This window comes from Providencia sp. PROV205 (assembly GCF_028479505.1).
Classification (GTDB): domain Bacteria; phylum Pseudomonadota; class Gammaproteobacteria; order Enterobacterales; family Enterobacteriaceae; genus Providencia; species Providencia huaxiensis.
On sequence record NZ_JAMPNU010000003.1, the window covers coordinates 71,685 to 88,460 of the forward strand.

Sequence of the window (16,776 nt, forward strand, 5' to 3'; positions counted from 1 at the left end):
AGGAATATTATGAGTCTGGATTTTCTTGATTTTGAACAGCCAATCGCAGAATTAGAGGCGAAAATTGATTCTCTAACAGCGGTTAGCCGTCAAGATAACAACTTAGAAGTCAACCTAGATGAAGAGGTTGCTCGTTTACGTGAAAAAAGTGTTGAACTGACACGTAAAATTTTCTCTGATCTAGGAGCTTGGCAAATCGCTAAACTCGCTCGTCACCCACGTCGTCCATATACGTTGGATTATATTTCTCGCATATTTACTGATTTCCAAGAATTAGCGGGTGATCGTGCTTATGCAGATGATAAAGCCATTGTCGGTGGAATGGCGCGTTTAGATGGTCGCCCAGTCATGATTATTGGGCATCAGAAAGGGCGTGAGACAAAAGAAAAAATCCGTCGTAATTTTGGTATGCCAGCCCCAGAAGGTTACCGTAAGGCATTGCGTCTGATGGAACTGGCTGAGCGTTTTAACTTGCCTATTATTACCTTTATTGACACTCCAGGTGCTTATCCGGGCGTTGGTGCTGAAGAGCGCGGCCAGTCAGAAGCTATCGCACGTAATTTACGTGAAATGTCACGTTTATCAGTCCCTGTCATCTGTACCGTTATTGGTGAAGGTGGCTCTGGTGGTGCACTTGCCATCGGTGTGGGTGATAAAGTCAATATGCTGCAATACAGTACTTATTCTGTTATTTCACCAGAAGGCTGTGCTTCTATTTTATGGAAAAGTGCAGATAAAGCACCATTAGCAGCAGAGGCGATGGGGATTACTGCTCCACGTCTTAAAGAACTGAAATTAATTGATAATGTTATTCCTGAGCCATTAGGCGGTGCACATCGTAATTATGATGAAATCGCAGAACAGCTAAAAGCACGCCTGACTGAAGATTTAGATGAATTAGAAGTATTAGATGCCGAAGCGTTGAAAAACCGTCGCTATCAGCGCCTGATGGACTATGGTTATTGTTGATCATTAACCGCTAATCGTTAATAAAAAACGGGAGTTTGCTTTTTGCTAGCTCCCGTTTTTTATTCAAGCTATTTATTTTAATTATCCATCTGCTGAAAATAACAATAGATAGGGGCTAGGGTGCGACAATATAATTATTTGCTATATGCTTTTACTTGCGTATTGATATGGAGCTTTATTCCTATTGTCTCTCGTTTTGGGCAAGAAGGCATGGATAGCTTCCAATTCCTTTTCTGGTCGAACTTAATTTCAGCGATATCTGTGATTATTGTTGCACTTGCTTCAGGGTATAGACTGGCAAAATTGTTTATCTTACCAAGAGATGTACTAGTTAAAGTCTTTGTTCTTGGTTTTCTTGATTGTTTATTCTATTTGTTACTGTACTACGGCTATTCCATTGAAAATGGTATCGCCGTATTGGTCATTCAATATAGCTGGCCATTAGTTATTATCTTGTTATCAGTGGTATTGCTAAAAGACAAATTAGCGGGAAGACAAGTAGTTGGTATCATCATTGGTTTTATTGCAGTAATTATTACTTTTACCAAAGGGCAAATTACACAACTTCATGTTGAAAATCCAACAGCATTATTACTGGTTTTTAGTGGTGCATTTTGCTTTGCACTAATGTCAGTTTTTTCTCGCCAATATTCGATAGACCCCTATATTAGTACTGTGTGGTTATTTATTTTTTCAACGCTGGTTTCTTTTGTTTTACTGATATTATTTAGTGAGATGCGATTACCATCAAAAACGACTTTTTGGCCAACATTGGTTAATGGCATTTTAATCAATGGGGTGTCTTATATTTTGTGGTTCAAGGCGATGAATACAGGGCATTCGGCTAAAATTGCATCAGTGGTGTTTTTATCTCCCGTATTATCAGTGTTTTGGTTGGTCTTAATATTAAATGATGCTTTTGAAGCCGCTTATGTTGCAGGGGTATTACTAGTAATTATTTCTGGTGTTTTGTGTGTTGGTACAAAAAAACATGGTCAAAAATTATGAGAAGGGCGAATAAATGATACAGCATTCGCAAGTCATTGTTGAACGGGTTCTCAATAAAATAAATGGTATTCAAAAAATTCTAGTGGGATTTAGTGGCGGTATTGATTCAACTGTTTTATTACATGCGCTTTATCTTATTCGGCAACAGCAACTCCCTTCACTAGAAATTCGCGCTATTCATGTTCACCATGGGTTGAATAGTAAAGCAAATGAATGGGAGCAGCACTGTGCTCAATTATGTTTACAGTGGGACATTCCTTTCATTTGCAGACATGTAGTGGTTGACTCGAGCCAAAAAGGAATTGAAGCTGCGGCACGAGATGCTCGTTATCAGGCTTACCGAGAAGAATTACAAGGTGGTGAGGTGTTAGTCACAGCTCAACACCTTGATGACCAAGCAGAAACTTTCATGTTAGCGTTAAAGCGTGGCAGTGGGCCTGCTGGGTTATCTTCAATGCCTGAATTATTAGCTTTTACAGCGTGTAGTGGCTCAACATGGTTGTTACGTCCATTACTTACAACGTCTCGCATAGCGCTAGAAGCTTATATGCAAGAGCAGAAATTATCGTGGGTTGAAGACGATAGTAACCAAGATGACCGTTATGATAGAAATTTTTTGCGATTGAATATCATGCCCATTTTGGTTGAGCGCTGGCCTCACTTTTCCAGTGCAGTGGCCCGTAGTGCAGCGCTATGTGCGGAGCAAGAAAGCTTACTCGATGAATTATTAAAAGATACCCTTGAAAACATGATGGACTATCGAGGTGGGCTATTTATTGATGACCTGAAAGCCTGCTCATCATCAAAGCGTAATGCACTCATCCGTCGCTGGGTTGGGTTGCACCAGTTACCAATGCCGCCATTTAACCAATTGGAACGAATTTGGCAAGAAGTGGCGTTAGCTCGGCAAGACGCTGACCCTATTTGCCAGTTAGGGCAATTTGAAATTCGTCGTTATCAAGGCGCATTGTGGGTTGTTAAGCGTATTAATAGCTTAGTAAATCAACAGTTTGAATGGAATTTCCCTGATGTCTTTGAATTGCCTGGATCTTTAGGAATTTTACAGATTATGGAAGGTGAGGGGCAAATACGTCCGCCCAAACCAGATGAAATTGTGACAATTCGTTTTGGGCTGCAAGGCACGCTAAACATTGTAGGGCGTCATCGTTCCAGAAGCAGTAAGAAGATCTGGCAAGAATTAGGCGTAGCTCCATGGATGAGAGAAAGAGTGCCATTAATTTATTATAACGACCAGCTCATTACCGCAGTAGGGTGCTTTATTACCCCTGAAGGGCTAGTTGATGAAGCGTCTCTGGGTATTGCCATCGATTGGCAAAAAGAGGGTGAATTTAAGATGTTGAACTAATGAGAAGCCCCTTATGACTGTGATTACCATAAGGGGCTATAGAAGGACTCAAAATCGTGAGTATTAGTGAGAGTGGTCGACAACAATCGTGCCGATTTCTGGATGACTGAAGGAAATTATGCAATCCAATCTTAACTCCTTGGTTCCTTCATGTGTTTCAACAATCAGGTACTCAACTTTTTTTCGTAGGAGTAAATCACTGGCCTGCCCCTCAATATTCATGCCGTCATTAAGTGCTATTTGCAACTTTAGCTGACGTTGGCATGCGATTTCTAGATATTCGTAATCATCACAATTGATAGGTTGATATTCAGTATCTGTAGACATATTCCCTCACCACTGTGTTAGTGGCGGTTATTGCCGCCTTGAACATGTTGTACCAAGCAGAAATGTGCTTAATACGATAATAGCACAGTAACTTTAATAACTATAATCACAGCGAAGGGAAAAAGACAATTCTTATTCACCAAATCAATGCATGACGTATTTTATCAGTAATGTCCGAATTTTCTTAGGTATGCCATATTTTTATTAGATGAAATGCTATGATGTTTACATTGGTTAATAAGTCAAAATCCACGGTTTTAAGGGAATTATAATGAAAAAATCACTAATGTTAGTCTTAATGGTGACTGGAAGCATTACGTTAGCTGGTTGCCAGAGTGCGACAAAAAATACCGATACAGCACCAGTCGATAAAGTGTATACAGGGGTTTTACCTTGCGCTGATTGCTCTGGTATTGAGGCAACATTGTTAGTTAACCAAGATGGTAGTTATGTTGAGCAACTCGTTTATTTAGGAACCCGAGATGGCGATACCGCTTTCCATGATACTGGTAAATGGGATATAGAAAATAACAAATTACGTGCAACTAATCCTAAAGGTGAAAGTACTTATTTTGCCCAATCGGCAGATGGCCAATCAGTGACCTTACTGGATTTAGAAGGTAATCCGATTGAAACACAGATGAATTATACACTAGACCAAGTTAAGCCAAGTAAAAAAGTGGGGCAGTACCGCTATATGGCAGATGCAGCTGTTTTCAAAGAGTGCGATAGTGGTCGCCAATACGCTGTTTCTGGTGTTGAATTAGAAAAAGCATATGGTGAAACGGGGGTAGATGGTGGTACACCTGTCTACGCTGAAATTGAAGGTTATTATACAATCCGCCCTTCAATGGAAGATGGCCAGTTTGATGCTGCTTTAGTACCAACAGGTGCAATTAAATTCGACAAAACGGCTTCTTGTAACTAATTTATTTCAAAACCTATTAAACTTGCGGCCAAACATCATATGTTTGGCCGCAGCCTGAGACCCACTTCTGTTGAAGTGGGTCTTTTTTGTTTCAGGTTTCCTAAATTATCAACTAAAACCTCGTATTACCTAATTCTCATTCATTTTAATCATTATTTGATATCAGTATAACTTTTTTATTGACGCAAAATATTTATATAAATGTGAAGGTCGTCATGGCTATTGGTCAATAGGAGACAATTGTTAGCTAGTTTGAATTATCGGAAATGCAGGGAAGGCAGTATACTCCATTCAACTAGAGATAATTATTTTCTTTAGTGTGCAAGGTTTGATTACATGATAAGTCTATAAGAAAATTTATAAGTCACAGCGGTAATGAAAAATAGAACGAATCAAAGGATAAGGAATGAATAAGAAAAATATTTATCTATTTTGTTCTGCAGGAATGTCTACCTCACTGCTAGTTAACAAAATGAGACAGCAAGCAGAAAAATACGATGTACCTGTCAATATAGAAGCCTTCCCTGAAAGCTTAGCTTCAGAAAAAGGTGTAGATGCGGATGTCATATTGCTGGGCCCGCAAATTGCATGGATGTTATCTGATATTCAGAAATTATTGCCTAATAAGCCAGTTGAAGTTATTGATTCACTTTTATACGGAAAAGTGGATGGGCTTGGTGTACTAAAAGCCGCTGTTGCAATTATAAGAAAACAGACAGCAAGCTAATACCCACAAGCTATTTACTACCTCTACAACATAATAACTCCATCAACATTAACGCTATTAATATAACGTAATGAGTTAAGAATGGAGCACACTCAAAAAATTGAGGGTATTTTTATGAGTCTTTTTATCACTTCGCTTGAAAAGGTACTCCTTCCATTCGCGGTTAGATTGGGAAAGCAACCTCATGTTAATGCAATAAAGAATGGTTTTATTCGAATTATGCCTCTGACCTTAGTTGGGGCAATGTTTGTGTTAATTAATAATGTTTTTCTGAGCTTTGATACAGGGTCATTTTTCTATTCTTTGGGGGTTAGACTAGAGCCTTCAACGATAGAAACACTAAATGGTTTTAAAGCCATTGGTGGAAACGTTTATAACGGGACATTGGGAATTATGTCCTTAATGGCCCCTTTCTTTATTGCAATGGCACTTGCGGAAGAGCGCAAGGTTGATCCACTTGCTGCTGGTTTGTTGGCTGTTGCTTCTTTTATGACAGTCACACCATATGACGTCAATGGTGCTTATGCCGTTGGTGCTAATTGGCTCGGTGGGGCAAATATCATTTCAGGGATTATTCTAGGGTTAGTCGTTGCTGAAATGTTCACTTTTATTGTTCGCCGTAATTGGGTGATTAGATTACCAGATAGTGTACCGCCATCCGTATCTCGCTCATTTTCTGCACTTATTCCTGGTTTTATTATCTTATCGATTATGGGAATTGTGTCGTGGGCACTAAGTGGTATTAGTAGTAATTTCCATCAAATCATTATGGACACAGTATCCACACCACTTGCCTCTATGGGGAATGTTGTTGGCTGGGCATATGTTGTATTTACCTCTCTATTATGGTTCTTTGGTATTCACGGCTCTCTCGCATTAACTGCATTAGACAGTGGAATAATGACTCCGTGGGCATTAGAAAACGTGTCTTTATATGCAGAGTATGGTTCAGTTGACGCTGCGATTGCCGCGGGTAAATCTTTCCATATGTGGGCAAAACCGATGCTTGATTCCTATGTATTCTTAGGTGGAACCGGGGCTACATTAGGATTAATTATTGCTATCTTTATTGCATCTCGTCGTGCCGATCATCGCCAGGTTGCGAAATTAGCATTACCAGCAGGTATTTTCCAAATTAATGAGCCGATTATCTTTGGTCTGCCGATCATTATGAACCCAGTAATGTTTATTCCATTTATTCTTATTCAGCCTCTATTAGCAGGAATAATGGTTGCAGCTTATTATTTAGGGATTATCCCACCAGTGACGAATATCGCACCATGGACAATGCCAACAGGGCTAGCTGCATTCTTCAATACTAATGGTAGTATCGCTGCCTTATTACTTGCATTATTTAACCTTGGTGTGGCGGTACTCGTTTATCTTCCATTCGTTGTGATTTCGAATAAAGCACAAAACACAATCGATGAAGAAGAAAGTGAAGAAGATATTGCTAACGCACTGAAGTTTTAAAATAGGGAGGAGCGTGCTCCTCCCATTAAAAAGAGATAAAAATATGTTTGAACTTAATGATATCCAAGACGATACCACTACAGATGAACTTGAAGAAGTTGTCATGGGACTGATTATTAATGCAGGACAAGCAAGAAGCTTAGCTTATACCGCATTAAAAAAGGCGAAAGAAGGTGATTTTGCGACAGCAAAAAGTTTAATGGAGCAATCGCACTCTTCGCTGAATGAGGCGCATAAAGTGCAAACTCAATTGATTGAAAGTGATATGGGGGAGGGGCGGATCAAAGTTAGTTTAGTTCTGGTTCATGCACAAGATCATTTAATGAATGCCATGTTAGCCCGTGAATTAATTACAGAGTTAATTGAGTTACATGAAAAATTAAACCATTAGAGAGGGAGCCATGATGCAGGCACTGATGAATAGAACCGACACTAATGCTGAAGTTAAACTAGTTCAAGAAAGTGAGCTTTTTAATAATAAAACCTTTCATGTCTTTATTTATAATAAAGTTGAGAGTGCAAGTGGACTGCATCAACATGATTATTATGAGTATATGATCGTTTTAACGGGTCGTTGTTATCAAATAATTAATGGAAAAAAAGTTTTATTAGAGCGAGGTGATTTTATTTTTCTTCCGATAGGCTCTTATCACGAAAGCTCTTATGATTTTGGGCCAACACGAATATTGAATGTAGGTATTAGCAAATCATTTTTTGATAAACATTATTTACCACTATTACCAAGTTGTTTTGTTGCATCACAAGGCTATCAATTGAAAAATGAATTTATGGCTTATATAGAGTCTGTGATCGCATCGTTAAATTTTCGCGACAGTGAATTTAATGAATTTATTGAATTAGTTACATTTAATGTGGTAAATCGATTGCGTCATTATCGTGAAAAAAGTATGCGAGATGATGCACCTCAGTGGCTAAAAAGTACATTGGAAGAAATGCATGATATCGCTATGTTTAGTGAAAGTGCTCTACAAAATATGATCTCTATAACGGGGAAATCACAAGAATACTTAACCCGAGCAACAAAACGTTATTATGGCAAAACGCCAATGCAGATTATTAATGATATCAGAATTAATTTTGCTAAAAAGCAACTTGAAATAACTAACTATTCAATTACAGATATTGCTTTTGAATCAGGTTATAGCAGTCCAAGTTTATTTGTGAAAAAATTTAAAGAGCTAACTTCATTAACACCGAGTGATTACCGAAAAAATCTATTTAGTGTTGAACAAAAAATGGTAGGTTAAATTATTACCTAAATAAGCTTTCCATTTCTAAAAATCTCTAGCATATCCATCTTTTTTATAAAGATGGTGTGCTTTTCTATGTCTATTATAAAGGTACAATGAGGTTAATATGACTCAGAAACAGAAATTAAAAGTTGTCACTATTGGTGGGGGGAGTAGCTACACTCCTGAATTGCTGGAAGGTTTTATTAAACGCTACCATGAATTACCTATTACTGAATTGTGGCTAGTGGATGTTGAAGAAGGTAAAGAAAAATTAGATATTATCTATAATTTATGCGAGCGAATGGTTAAACATGCCAATATACCACTCAAAATATTTAAAACGCTTGATAGGCGAGAAGCATTAAAAGACGCTGATTTTGTCACAACTCAATTAAGAGTTGGGCAATTAAAAGCACGTGAATTAGATGAATCAATCCCCTTAAAACATGGTTATTTAGGACAAGAAACCAATGGAGCTGGTGGTTTATTTAAAGGGCTACGAACTATACCTGTGATTTTTGACATTATTAAAGATGTCGAAGAGATCTGCCCTAACGCATGGGTGATTAATTTTACCAACCCAGCAGGGATGGTAACTGAAGCGGTATATCGCCATACCAACTTCAAACGTTTTATTGGTGTTTGTAATATCCCAATCGGTATGAAAATGTTTATTACCGATGTTTTAAAATTATCTAATAGCGATGAGTTATCTATCGATTTATTTGGTTTAAACCATATGGTTTTTATCAAAGATGTTATTGTAAATGGTTCATCGCGATTTAATGAATTATTAGAGGGTATTGCCTCTGGAACGTTAAGTGCAAATTCAGTTAAAAACATTACTGATCTTGCTTTTGACGAAGGCCTAATTCGTGGATTAAATCTGATCCCATGCTCCTACTTATTGTATTACTTTAAACCTAAGGAGATGCTAGCAATTGAGCTTGGCGAATATTATAAAGGTGGCGCTAGGGCACAAATTGTCCAAAAAGTTGAACATCAACTCTTTGAACTATACAAAAACCCAACATTAGATGTAAAACCTAAAGAGCTTGAATTAAGAGGTGGAGCTTATTATTCAGATGCGGCTTGTGAAGTCATCAATGCGATATACAATGACAAACAAACTGAGCACTACGTTAATATTCCACATCATGGACATATCGATAATATCCCTGAAGACTGGACAGTCGAAATGACATGTATATTAGGCCGTGATGGTGCAAAACCGCACCCACGTGTAAAACACTTTGATGATAAAGTCCTTGGCTTAATTTATACCTTAAAAAATTTTGAAATTACCACTAGCCAAGCCGCAGTAAATGGCCAGTTTAATGATGTATTATTGGCGATGAATTTGAACCCATTAATTCACTCTGATAACGATGCGCGTTTAATTTCTAAGGAATTACTTATCGCTCATAAAAAATATCTACCGAACTTTGCTAAAGCAATACAACAGCTTGAGCAAGAAGGTTAATAAGCTAATAGCTTATAGTGTTAAGGGAGAGCATATGGCTATATTACTTATTGTGAATGCCGATGATTTTGGACTCTGTGAAGCGGTTAATTACGGCATTATCGAATCTCATCGTAATGGGGTTGTTCATTCAACAAGCGCGATGATGAATATGCCCGCAATATCCCATGCAGCTAAATTAAGCCAAGAAAATCCGAATCTAGCTGTGGGTATGCATTTTGTTTTAACGGCTGGGAAGCCTTTCTCATCAATGCCGACACTCAGCCGTGATGGAATGTTGGGTAAATGGCTTTGGGATATTGATATTAATGACTTACCATTGGTTGAAATTGAACAAGAACTAAATCAGCAATATCAAAAATTTATCGAAATTTTTGGTCGAAAACCGAGCCATATTGATAGCCATCATCATGTTCATATGATTGAGGGTATTTTTCCAATTGTTGTAGCTTTCGCCCAAAACAAGGGTGTTGCGTTACGAGTTGACCGCCAATTAGAGAAAAATTGGCCGCCATTATCATATCAAGTGGCAAGCACTGATTGTTTCAGTAGTGAGTTTTATGGTGATGAAATTTCAGAAGCGTTGTTTTTGAATATTATTAATGAAGCTAAAGCGCAAGGGAATAACTCTATTGAAGTTATGAGTCATCCTGCTTTTATTGATAATGCACTACTAAAAAGTAACTATGCTTATCCACGTTTAAATGAATTGGAAGTATTAACATCTGAGAGTTTAAAATCACAGATTTTGGCGCATGGTTTTAAGATTGGTTCGTATCGCGATATTTAAAGAAAAAGCCCAAATTCAATGAAATAACTGACATTTGGGCTTTATTTTCTAGCTTTTAACCTATTTTATTTACCGAGCTTACCTTTTAGGAAGCTAATGATATTTTCTAGGCCAACCAGTTCTTTATCATCACTACGGCGTGATTTATATTCAATTTGGTTGTTGTCTAAGTTACGGTCACCAATAACGATAGTGTATGGAACACCAATCAGCTCCATATCGGCAAACATCACGCCTGGGCGCTCTTTACGGTCATCGAAAATTACATCAATACCGTTTGCTTTTAGGTCAGCATAAAGTTTTTCTGCAACTTCTTTAACACGATAAGATTTGTGCATATTCATCGGTAAAATAGCCACTTGGAACGGAGCAATTGCATCCGGCCAAATAATTCCGCGATCATCATGGCTTTGTTCAATAGCAGCGGCAACAATGCGCGTTACACCAATACCATAACAACCCATAGTGACGATTTGGTTATGCCCATCCTCATTCTGGACTGAAGCTTTCATTGCTTCTGAATATTTAGTGCCTAATTGGAATATATGACCAACTTCGATACCGCGTTTAATTTGCAGTACACCTTTACCATCTGGGCTTGGGTCACCTTCAACAACGTTACGTAAATCAAAAGCTTGTGGTAATGCTAAATCACGTTCCCAGTTGATGCCAAAATAGTGTTTACCATCAATATTTGCACCTGCACCAAAATCGCTCATTACTGCAACGCTACGGTCGATAACAATCGGTAGTGGCATATTTACAGGGCCTAAAGATCCAGGGCCTGCATTCACCGCATTTCTGATTTCAGCTTCAGTGGCAAATTCTAATGGGCTAGCGACTAAAGGATGTTTTTCTGCTTTGATTTCATTTAACTCATGGTCGCCTCGAATTAACAAAGCGACTAGTGTATGGCCTGAATCCTTTTTCGCATGAACAATCAATGTTTTAACGGTTTTTTCAACAGGTAAATTGAATTGTTCAACAAGCTCCGCGATTGTTTTTGCATTTGGTGTATCCACCAGACGCATTTCTTCTGTTGGAGCGCCACGTGGTGTTGTTGGTGCTAATGCTTCTGCAAATTCAATATTAGCTGCGTAATCAGATTCAGTAGAGAAAATGACGTCATCTTCACCATTTTTCGCTAATACTTGGAATTCGTGGGATGCGCTGCCACCGATAGAACCGGTATCAGCTTGAACAGCACGAAAGTCAAAACCAATACGTGTGAAAATTTTGGTGTAGGCTTCGTACATTGCATCATAGGTTTCTTGCAATGATTCTTGGCTAATGTGGAAAGAATATGCATCTTTCATAATAAATTCACGTGAACGCATCACACCAAAACGTGGGCGAACTTCATCACGGAATTTGGTTTGAATTTGAAATAAATTCAATGGCAATTGTTTGTAAGATGTGATTTCGTTACGCACTAAATCTGTGATCACTTCTTCATGAGTCGGACCGAGAACAAACGGGCGCTCACCACGATCAACAAAACGTAGCAATTCAGGACCATACTGTTCCCAACGACCACTTTCTTGCCATAAATCTGCAGGTTGAACAACGGGTAAAGATACCTCTATAGCGCCTGCATTTTCCATTTCTTCACGAACGATGGTTTCTACTTTACGTAGAACACGCACACCGGTGGGTAACCAGTCATACAGACCTGAAGCAAGTTTACGGATCATTCCTGCACGCAGCATCAGCTGATGGCTGATAACTTCTGCATCCGCAGGGGTCTCTTTTAGAGTTGAGAGCAGATATTTGCTAGTACGCATTGTATAGGTTCCATTAGAACAATAAGTTATGGCAAACGATTTATTTGCCAAGGTATATAGTGAGCTAGTCTACCAGTGACGGAGGCTTGCCAAAAGGGGTTAACGTGATTTTTCGCATGGTTCGATAGCGAATACTTCAGTCACACCATCAATTACTCGCCAACGAATATTAAAATCTAATAAATGGACTGCATACTCACGAGTTTCAGTCGATTGTTTTTTGTATGCGGGGCGAGGGTCTTGCATTAAGACTTGTGAAATAAATTGTTTAATGCCCGGATACTGATTTTGATAAGCATCTAATTCAGTTTCTGTTTGTGGGGTAAATATAACCTGCATATCATCTGAAGGAGTGTCCTGCGCATACCCTGCGGTTGCGTTTGATACTGCTTCAGCAAAAGGTAAATAAGGTTTTATATCGATAACAGGAGTGCCATCAACTAAATCAAGGCTACCAAGCTCAAGGATCACCTGGTTGTTTTTTACTGTTATTCCATGTAATTCAACAAGTGACATACCTATTGGGTTTGGCCTAAATGTTGAACGGGTTGCGAAAACCCCCATTTTTTCATTGCCACCGAGTCTTGGAGGACGCACCAGTGGTTTCCAACCATTTTCCATCGTTTGATGAAAAACGAATAAAACCCACACATGGCTAAATTGATTGAGTCCTCGTACCGAATTAGGGTCGTTAAATGGCGAATGCAAATGTAAGCGCCCCGCACCTCCCTGAACAAGTCCAGGTTGGCGAGGGATTGCAAACTTTTCTTTATACGGAGATTCAATGTGCCCAATAACATTAAACTGAAAAGATTGCATAAGATCTTTATTCAACAATTTGTAATGCACTGCCTTCACAAATTGTTGCCTGATAACACCCCGGGGAGGTCATGGTTTGGCACTGATGTAAAAGTACGGCATCAGCAGCAATATAGGCAGCTTGTGATAACATGCTGTTTTTTGCGGTATTTAAATTTGCCGGAGGGCTTTGAACGCTTTCTCGACAAGATTCCCCAGAGACAACACCCAAATCTTTGAAAGGCATCCCTAATAACTCTTCTGGACTATTCATTAATTTAACGTTTGCTGTGTCAGGCTCTGTCACACTTGGTACAGGTTTAGATAATTTCATACTAGTGAAACCTTTATTTTGCCCTGGACTCGTGTATTGGTTAATTCCACACCCGGCTAACACAAATGTCACCAAAGTGAGCAATAACAGTCTCATAAATTATACCTTTCTTATGTGGTTCAAAATAATGCCGTGATATTTTTATAGTCTACAAATTACAAAAAATACTAGACGGCGTTAAGCCGTCTAGTATTTTAATCGCTTTTTAAATAATAAAAAAGATTACCAACCTTTAACTGCACCACCATCGAAGACTTCATTAGCTTTATTTGCCACTTCATCCGATTGATATGCTTGAATAAATTTCTTTACGTTCTCGCTATCTTTATTATCTTCACGAGCAACAATAATATTTACGTATGGTGAATCTTTATCTTCAACAAATAAACCATCTTTTGCTGGGGTTAATTTAGGTGTCGCACTACTTGCCCAAGTCGTATTAATAATCGCTAATGCAATTTTTTGGTCATCTAAAGCACGAGGCAATTGAGGGGCTTCTAACTCAACAAATTTTAGATCCTTTGGATTTTCAACAACATCTAAAACAGTTGGCATTAAACCTGTACCATCTTTTAATTTAATTAGACCTTGTTGCTGTAGTAACAGTAATGAACGGCCCAAGTTAGTTGGGTCATTTGGTAACGCAATTTGTGAACCATCAGCGAGTTCATCTACCGACTTGATTTTTTTAGAGTAAGCCGCAATTGGATAAATAAAGGTATTTCCAACAGGGACTAATTTATAGTTACGATCTTTAATTTGCTGATCAAGATAAGGTTTATGTTGGAATGCATTTGCATCGATATCGCCTTTGCTCAATGCTTCATTAGGTAAAACGAAGTCATTAAATGAAACAAGCTCAACATTTAAACCATACTTTTCTTTAGCAACTTTTTGCGCGACCTCAGCAACTTCTAATTCTTTGCCCATGATCACACCAACTTTAATGCTGTTAGCATCTTTCTCTTTCTCACCACAACCAGTGAGAACGAGTGTGCCTAATAGCGCGCCGACAACTGCGATAGATTTTAATTTAATAGACATTGTTTTACCCCTTTAATACGGACTTTATAAGCACCTCAACGGCGCAGCTATTTTACTAACTATCGATGTGAAACTTTTTTCATTAAATACTCGCCACCAAACTGAATTAGATTTACTAAAATGACGAGGAGAACAATAACGGTATTCATCACAACAGGATTATAAGTTTGATAACCATATTGCAGTGCGATTTGTCCTAAACCACCTGCACCAACAGCACCACCCATGGCGGAATATCCGACTAACATAATTAATGTGATAGTGGCTGCATTAATTAAACTTGGTAATGCTTCTGGGATTAAAATCTTACGAATAATCTGAAGCGGAGTCGCTCCCATCGCGCGGGCTGATTCAATTAAGCCACTTGGAATTTCTAATAACGCATTTTCAACCATGCGAGCGATAAACGGTGCAGCGCCAATTGTTAAAGGCACGATTGCCGCTTTTAAACCAATAGTCGTCCCAACAAGAAACGAAGTTAATGGAATAATCCAAACCAGTAAAATAATAAATGGCACTGAACGGAAAATATTTACGACAACTGCAAGAGCTCGATATAGCCCTACATTCTCCATTACTTGGTCTTTGCGTGTAATATAGAGCAATACACCTAATGGTAAACCTAAAACAAAGCCCAAAAAGCCGGAAACAAAGGTCATTGTGATAGTGTCAATTGTGCCGTTAATCAGCAGATAAATCATTCTCTCAGACATAACCCAAAACCTCTACTTTCACGTGATGCTCTTTCAGAAATGCAATTGTGGATTCAACGCCACCATTAATGCCATGTAGCTCGGCTAACATCACCCCAAATTTTACGCCACCAGCGTAGTCAATTTGTGAACTTAAAATATTAATATCAATATCAAACTTGCGTACAGCCATTGAAATTAAAGGAGCATCAACAGACTGCCCTGTAAATTCAAGTTTGAGTAATGGTGATGAGTCCTTACCTGACTCTGTTTTTAATCGTTCTTTATAATCATCTGGAATATCAATCACTAATGTTGATTGAATAAACGCTTGAGCGACAGGTGTTTTCGGGTGAGAGAATACTTCGCTCACTTTGTCTTGCTCGATTAATTGCCCACCACTTATTACAGCGACTTGATCACAAATACGTTTTACAACGTCCATTTCGTGAGTAATCAATAAGATAGTTAGGCCTAATCGGCGATTAATATCTTTCAATAATTCTAAAATTGAACGCGTTGTTGCGGGGTCTAATGCACTTGTCGCCTCGTCACAGAGCAATACTTTAGGCGAATTAGCTAATGCGCGAGCGATAGCAACACGTTGTTTTTGTCCGCCAGAAAGGTTTGCTGGGTATGCATCTTTCTTTTCAGTTAACCCAACCAAATCGAGTAACTCATTCACTCGCTCTTTAATTTTTTCTTTAGGCGTATTATCTAGCTCCAAAGGGAGAGCAACGTTATCAAAAACAGTACGTGAAGATAACAGGTTAAAATGTTGGAAAATCATGCCAATGCCGCGACGTGCTCTCGTCAACGTTTTTTCAGTCATTGATGTTAAATCTTGTCCATCGACAATAACTTGGCCTGAAGTTGGACGCTCAAGCATGTTCACGCAACGAATAAGCGTACTTTTACCCGCACCTGAAGCGCCAATAACGCCATAGATCTGACCAGCAGGCACATGCAAGCTAATATCAGTAAGCGCTTGAATGTTACGGCTTCCTTGCTGGAAAACTTTATTAATATTTGAGAGCTTTATCATTTATAGTTTCTAACTTTATCTGAATTGTTTTTAGATAGTGTATCTAATAATGTTGGATGTTAAGGCGTCTAGACGTCTAAGTCAATAAAGATTGTTCTATTTATTCTATTCTCCTTTTATTTCTTTTCATGAGATACTAAAAAGAGATTAAATTTTAGGAGTGAACAGGTGAGTAACGGGATCCCAGCAGTCTTTTTAGATAGAGATGGAACAATTAATATCGATCATGGCTATGTACACAAAATTGATGATTTCGAATTTATCGAAGGTTCAATTGAGGCAATGATTGAATTAAAGAAAATGGGTTATGCATTAGTTGTGGTAACTAACCAGTCTGGTATTGGGCGTGGTATCTATACAGAAGACCAATTTATGCAACTAACTGAATGGATGGATTGGTCATTAGCTGACAGAGGTGTGGACTTAGACGGTATTTACTTTTGCCCGCATCATCCTGATGCTGATGTTGAAGAATATCGCCAAGACTGCAATTGCCGTAAGCCAAAACCTGGAATGCTATTAGATGCGCAATCATTTTTAAATATAGATATGGCTTCTTCTATTATGGTGGGTGATAAGCTCGCTGATATACAAGCAGGAAAAGCAGCTAAAGTTGGCACAACGGTATTAGTAAAAAGTGGCGAAGCTGTAACAGATGAAGGAATAAATAACGCTGATATTGTTATTAGTAGCATTGCAGAGCTGCCAGAAGCCTTAAAAAGAATCAAAAAATAGTCGTTTTGAGTGATAAGCAA

The 16,776-nt window shown here is 38.5% G+C and carries 18 protein-coding genes; 11 read left to right on the forward strand and 7 right to left on the reverse strand.

Annotated elements, in window-relative coordinates:
- Nucleotides 1-9 precede the first annotated feature (9 nt).
- The 3 genes from accA to tilS all read left to right on the forward strand — a co-directional run bounded on the left by accA (nt 10) and on the right by tilS (nt 3,343).
- A complete protein-coding gene (gene accA, locus PR800_RS03705; protein ID WP_166264467.1) occupies nt 10-969 on the forward strand; it encodes an acetyl-CoA carboxylase carboxyl transferase subunit alpha in 960 nt (319 codons plus the stop codon).
- A 120-nt stretch (nt 970-1,089) separates the two neighbouring features.
- Nucleotides 1,090-1,977 carry a DMT family transporter gene (locus PR800_RS03710; protein WP_166264470.1) on the forward strand — a complete coding sequence of 296 codons (888 nt, stop codon included), beginning with the start codon at nt 1,090-1,092 and terminating at the stop codon, nt 1,975-1,977.
- Between the two features lie 13 nt (nt 1,978-1,990).
- The gene (gene tilS / locus PR800_RS03715) at nt 1,991-3,343 is read left to right on the forward strand and encodes a tRNA lysidine(34) synthetase TilS (RefSeq protein WP_206275844.1); all 1,353 of its coding nucleotides are present in this window, start codon (nt 1,991-1,993) and stop codon (nt 3,341-3,343) included.
- Between the two features lie 63 nt (nt 3,344-3,406).
- On the opposite strand, the gene rof is transcribed toward tilS, so the two are convergent.
- The gene (gene rof / locus PR800_RS03720; RefSeq protein ID WP_102139922.1) at nt 3,407-3,670 is read right to left on the reverse strand and encodes a Rho-binding antiterminator; all 264 of its coding nucleotides are present in this window, start codon (nt 3,668-3,670) and stop codon (nt 3,407-3,409) included.
- 271 nt (nt 3,671-3,941) lie between these two features.
- On the opposite strand from rof, the gene PR800_RS03725 reads away from it, so the two are divergent.
- The 7 genes from PR800_RS03725 (at nt 3,942) to chbG (ending at nt 10,324) form a co-directional block, all read left to right on the forward strand.
- Entirely contained in the window at nt 3,942-4,598 is a 657-nt protein-coding gene (locus PR800_RS03725) for a copper resistance protein NlpE N-terminal domain-containing protein (protein WP_166264474.1), read from the forward strand.
- A gap of 406 nt (nt 4,599-5,004) precedes the next feature.
- Nucleotides 5,005-5,325, forward strand: coding sequence for a PTS sugar transporter subunit IIB (locus PR800_RS03730; RefSeq protein WP_102139920.1), 321 nt, complete (start codon nt 5,005-5,007; stop codon nt 5,323-5,325).
- Nucleotides 5,326-5,439: 114 nt separating this feature from the next.
- Nucleotides 5,440-6,798, forward strand: a complete 1,359-nt coding sequence (gene chbC, locus PR800_RS03735; protein WP_036957985.1) for a PTS N,N'-diacetylchitobiose transporter subunit IIC — start codon at nt 5,440-5,442, stop codon at nt 6,796-6,798.
- 43 nt (nt 6,799-6,841) lie between these two features.
- A complete protein-coding gene (gene chbA, locus PR800_RS03740; protein WP_102139919.1) occupies nt 6,842-7,189 on the forward strand; it encodes a PTS N,N'-diacetylchitobiose transporter subunit IIA in 348 nt (115 codons plus the stop codon).
- A gap of 10 nt (nt 7,190-7,199) precedes the next feature.
- Nucleotides 7,200-8,066, forward strand: coding sequence for a transcriptional regulator ChbR (gene chbR / locus PR800_RS03745; protein WP_102139918.1), 867 nt, complete (start codon nt 7,200-7,202; stop codon nt 8,064-8,066).
- Nucleotides 8,067-8,175: 109 nt separating this feature from the next.
- Nucleotides 8,176-9,534 (forward strand): 6-phospho-beta-glucosidase, encoded by a 1,359-nt coding sequence (locus PR800_RS03750; protein ID WP_102139917.1) that lies wholly within the window; start codon nt 8,176-8,178, stop codon nt 9,532-9,534.
- Nucleotides 9,535-9,568: 34 nt separating this feature from the next.
- Nucleotides 9,569-10,324 carry a chitin disaccharide deacetylase gene (gene chbG / locus PR800_RS03755; RefSeq protein ID WP_102139916.1) on the forward strand — a complete coding sequence of 252 codons (756 nt, stop codon included), beginning with the start codon at nt 9,569-9,571 and terminating at the stop codon, nt 10,322-10,324.
- A gap of 65 nt (nt 10,325-10,389) precedes the next feature.
- Here chbG and proS read toward each other — a convergent pair whose 3' ends face one another.
- The 6 genes from proS to metN form a co-directional block, all read right to left on the reverse strand.
- On the reverse strand, nt 10,390-12,108 hold the full coding sequence (proS, locus tag PR800_RS03760; protein WP_102139915.1) for a proline--tRNA ligase: 1,719 nt from the start codon (nt 12,106-12,108) through the stop codon (nt 10,390-10,392).
- 99 nt (nt 12,109-12,207) lie between these two features.
- Nucleotides 12,208-12,927, reverse strand: coding sequence for a tRNA (N6-threonylcarbamoyladenosine(37)-N6)-methyltransferase TrmO (gene tsaA, locus PR800_RS03765; RefSeq protein WP_272530237.1), 720 nt, complete (start codon nt 12,925-12,927; stop codon nt 12,208-12,210).
- Nucleotides 12,928-12,934: 7 nt separating this feature from the next.
- Complete coding sequence (gene rcsF, locus PR800_RS03770) at nt 12,935-13,336, reverse strand: Rcs stress response system protein RcsF (RefSeq protein WP_102139914.1); 402 nt, start codon at nt 13,334-13,336, stop codon at nt 12,935-12,937.
- A 126-nt stretch (nt 13,337-13,462) separates the two neighbouring features.
- Nucleotides 13,463-14,284 carry a MetQ/NlpA family lipoprotein gene (locus PR800_RS03775; protein ID WP_004257378.1) on the reverse strand — a complete coding sequence of 274 codons (822 nt, stop codon included), beginning with the start codon at nt 14,282-14,284 and terminating at the stop codon, nt 13,463-13,465.
- A 59-nt stretch (nt 14,285-14,343) separates the two neighbouring features.
- Nucleotides 14,344-14,997 (reverse strand): methionine ABC transporter permease MetI, encoded by a 654-nt coding sequence (gene metI, locus PR800_RS03780; protein ID WP_004257375.1) that lies wholly within the window; start codon nt 14,995-14,997, stop codon nt 14,344-14,346.
- Nucleotides 14,990-16,021, reverse strand: coding sequence for a methionine ABC transporter ATP-binding protein MetN (gene metN, locus PR800_RS03785; protein ID WP_210844071.1), 1,032 nt, complete (start codon nt 16,019-16,021; stop codon nt 14,990-14,992). Before metN ends, metI begins: the two co-directional genes overlap by 8 nt.
- A gap of 168 nt (nt 16,022-16,189) precedes the next feature.
- Between metN and gmhB the strand changes: the two genes are divergently transcribed.
- Nucleotides 16,190-16,756 (forward strand): D-glycero-beta-D-manno-heptose 1,7-bisphosphate 7-phosphatase, encoded by a 567-nt coding sequence (gene gmhB, locus PR800_RS03790; protein WP_102139911.1) that lies wholly within the window; start codon nt 16,190-16,192, stop codon nt 16,754-16,756.
- Nucleotides 16,757-16,776 lie beyond the last annotated feature (20 nt).

What these genes read in the sequence shown, in the direction of transcription:
- chbA (WP_102139919.1), top strand. Translation starts at nt 6,842, where the DNA reads ATGTTTGAACTTAATGATATCCAAGACGATACCACTACAGATGAACTT.
- PR800_RS03730 (WP_102139920.1), top strand. Translation starts at nt 5,005, where the DNA reads ATGAATAAGAAAAATATTTATCTATTTTGTTCTGCAGGAATGTCTACC.
- chbR (WP_102139918.1), top strand. Translation starts at nt 7,200, where the DNA reads ATGATGCAGGCACTGATGAATAGAACCGACACTAATGCTGAAGTTAAA.
- PR800_RS03725 (WP_166264474.1), top strand. Translation starts at nt 3,942, where the DNA reads ATGAAAAAATCACTAATGTTAGTCTTAATGGTGACTGGAAGCATTACG.
- tsaA (WP_272530237.1), bottom strand. Translation starts at nt 12,927, where the DNA reads ATGCAATCTTTTCAGTTTAATGTTATTGGGCACATTGAATCTCCGTAT.
- chbG (WP_102139916.1), top strand. Translation starts at nt 9,569, where the DNA reads ATGGCTATATTACTTATTGTGAATGCCGATGATTTTGGACTCTGTGAA.
- accA (WP_166264467.1), top strand. Translation starts at nt 10, where the DNA reads ATGAGTCTGGATTTTCTTGATTTTGAACAGCCAATCGCAGAATTAGAG.
- tilS (WP_206275844.1), top strand. Translation starts at nt 1,991, where the DNA reads ATGATACAGCATTCGCAAGTCATTGTTGAACGGGTTCTCAATAAAATA.
- rcsF (WP_102139914.1), bottom strand. Translation starts at nt 13,336, where the DNA reads ATGAGACTGTTATTGCTCACTTTGGTGACATTTGTGTTAGCCGGGTGT.
- metI (WP_004257375.1), bottom strand. Translation starts at nt 14,997, where the DNA reads ATGTCTGAGAGAATGATTTATCTGCTGATTAACGGCACAATTGACACT.
- chbC (WP_036957985.1), top strand. Translation starts at nt 5,440, where the DNA reads ATGAGTCTTTTTATCACTTCGCTTGAAAAGGTACTCCTTCCATTCGCG.
- proS (WP_102139915.1), bottom strand. Translation starts at nt 12,108, where the DNA reads ATGCGTACTAGCAAATATCTGCTCTCAACTCTAAAAGAGACCCCTGCG.
- PR800_RS03750 (WP_102139917.1), top strand. Translation starts at nt 8,176, where the DNA reads ATGACTCAGAAACAGAAATTAAAAGTTGTCACTATTGGTGGGGGGAGT.
- metN (WP_210844071.1), bottom strand. Translation starts at nt 16,021, where the DNA reads ATGATAAAGCTCTCAAATATTAATAAAGTTTTCCAGCAAGGAAGCCGT.
- rof (WP_102139922.1), bottom strand. Translation starts at nt 3,670, where the DNA reads ATGTCTACAGATACTGAATATCAACCTATCAATTGTGATGATTACGAA.
- PR800_RS03775 (WP_004257378.1), bottom strand. Translation starts at nt 14,284, where the DNA reads ATGTCTATTAAATTAAAATCTATCGCAGTTGTCGGCGCGCTATTAGGC.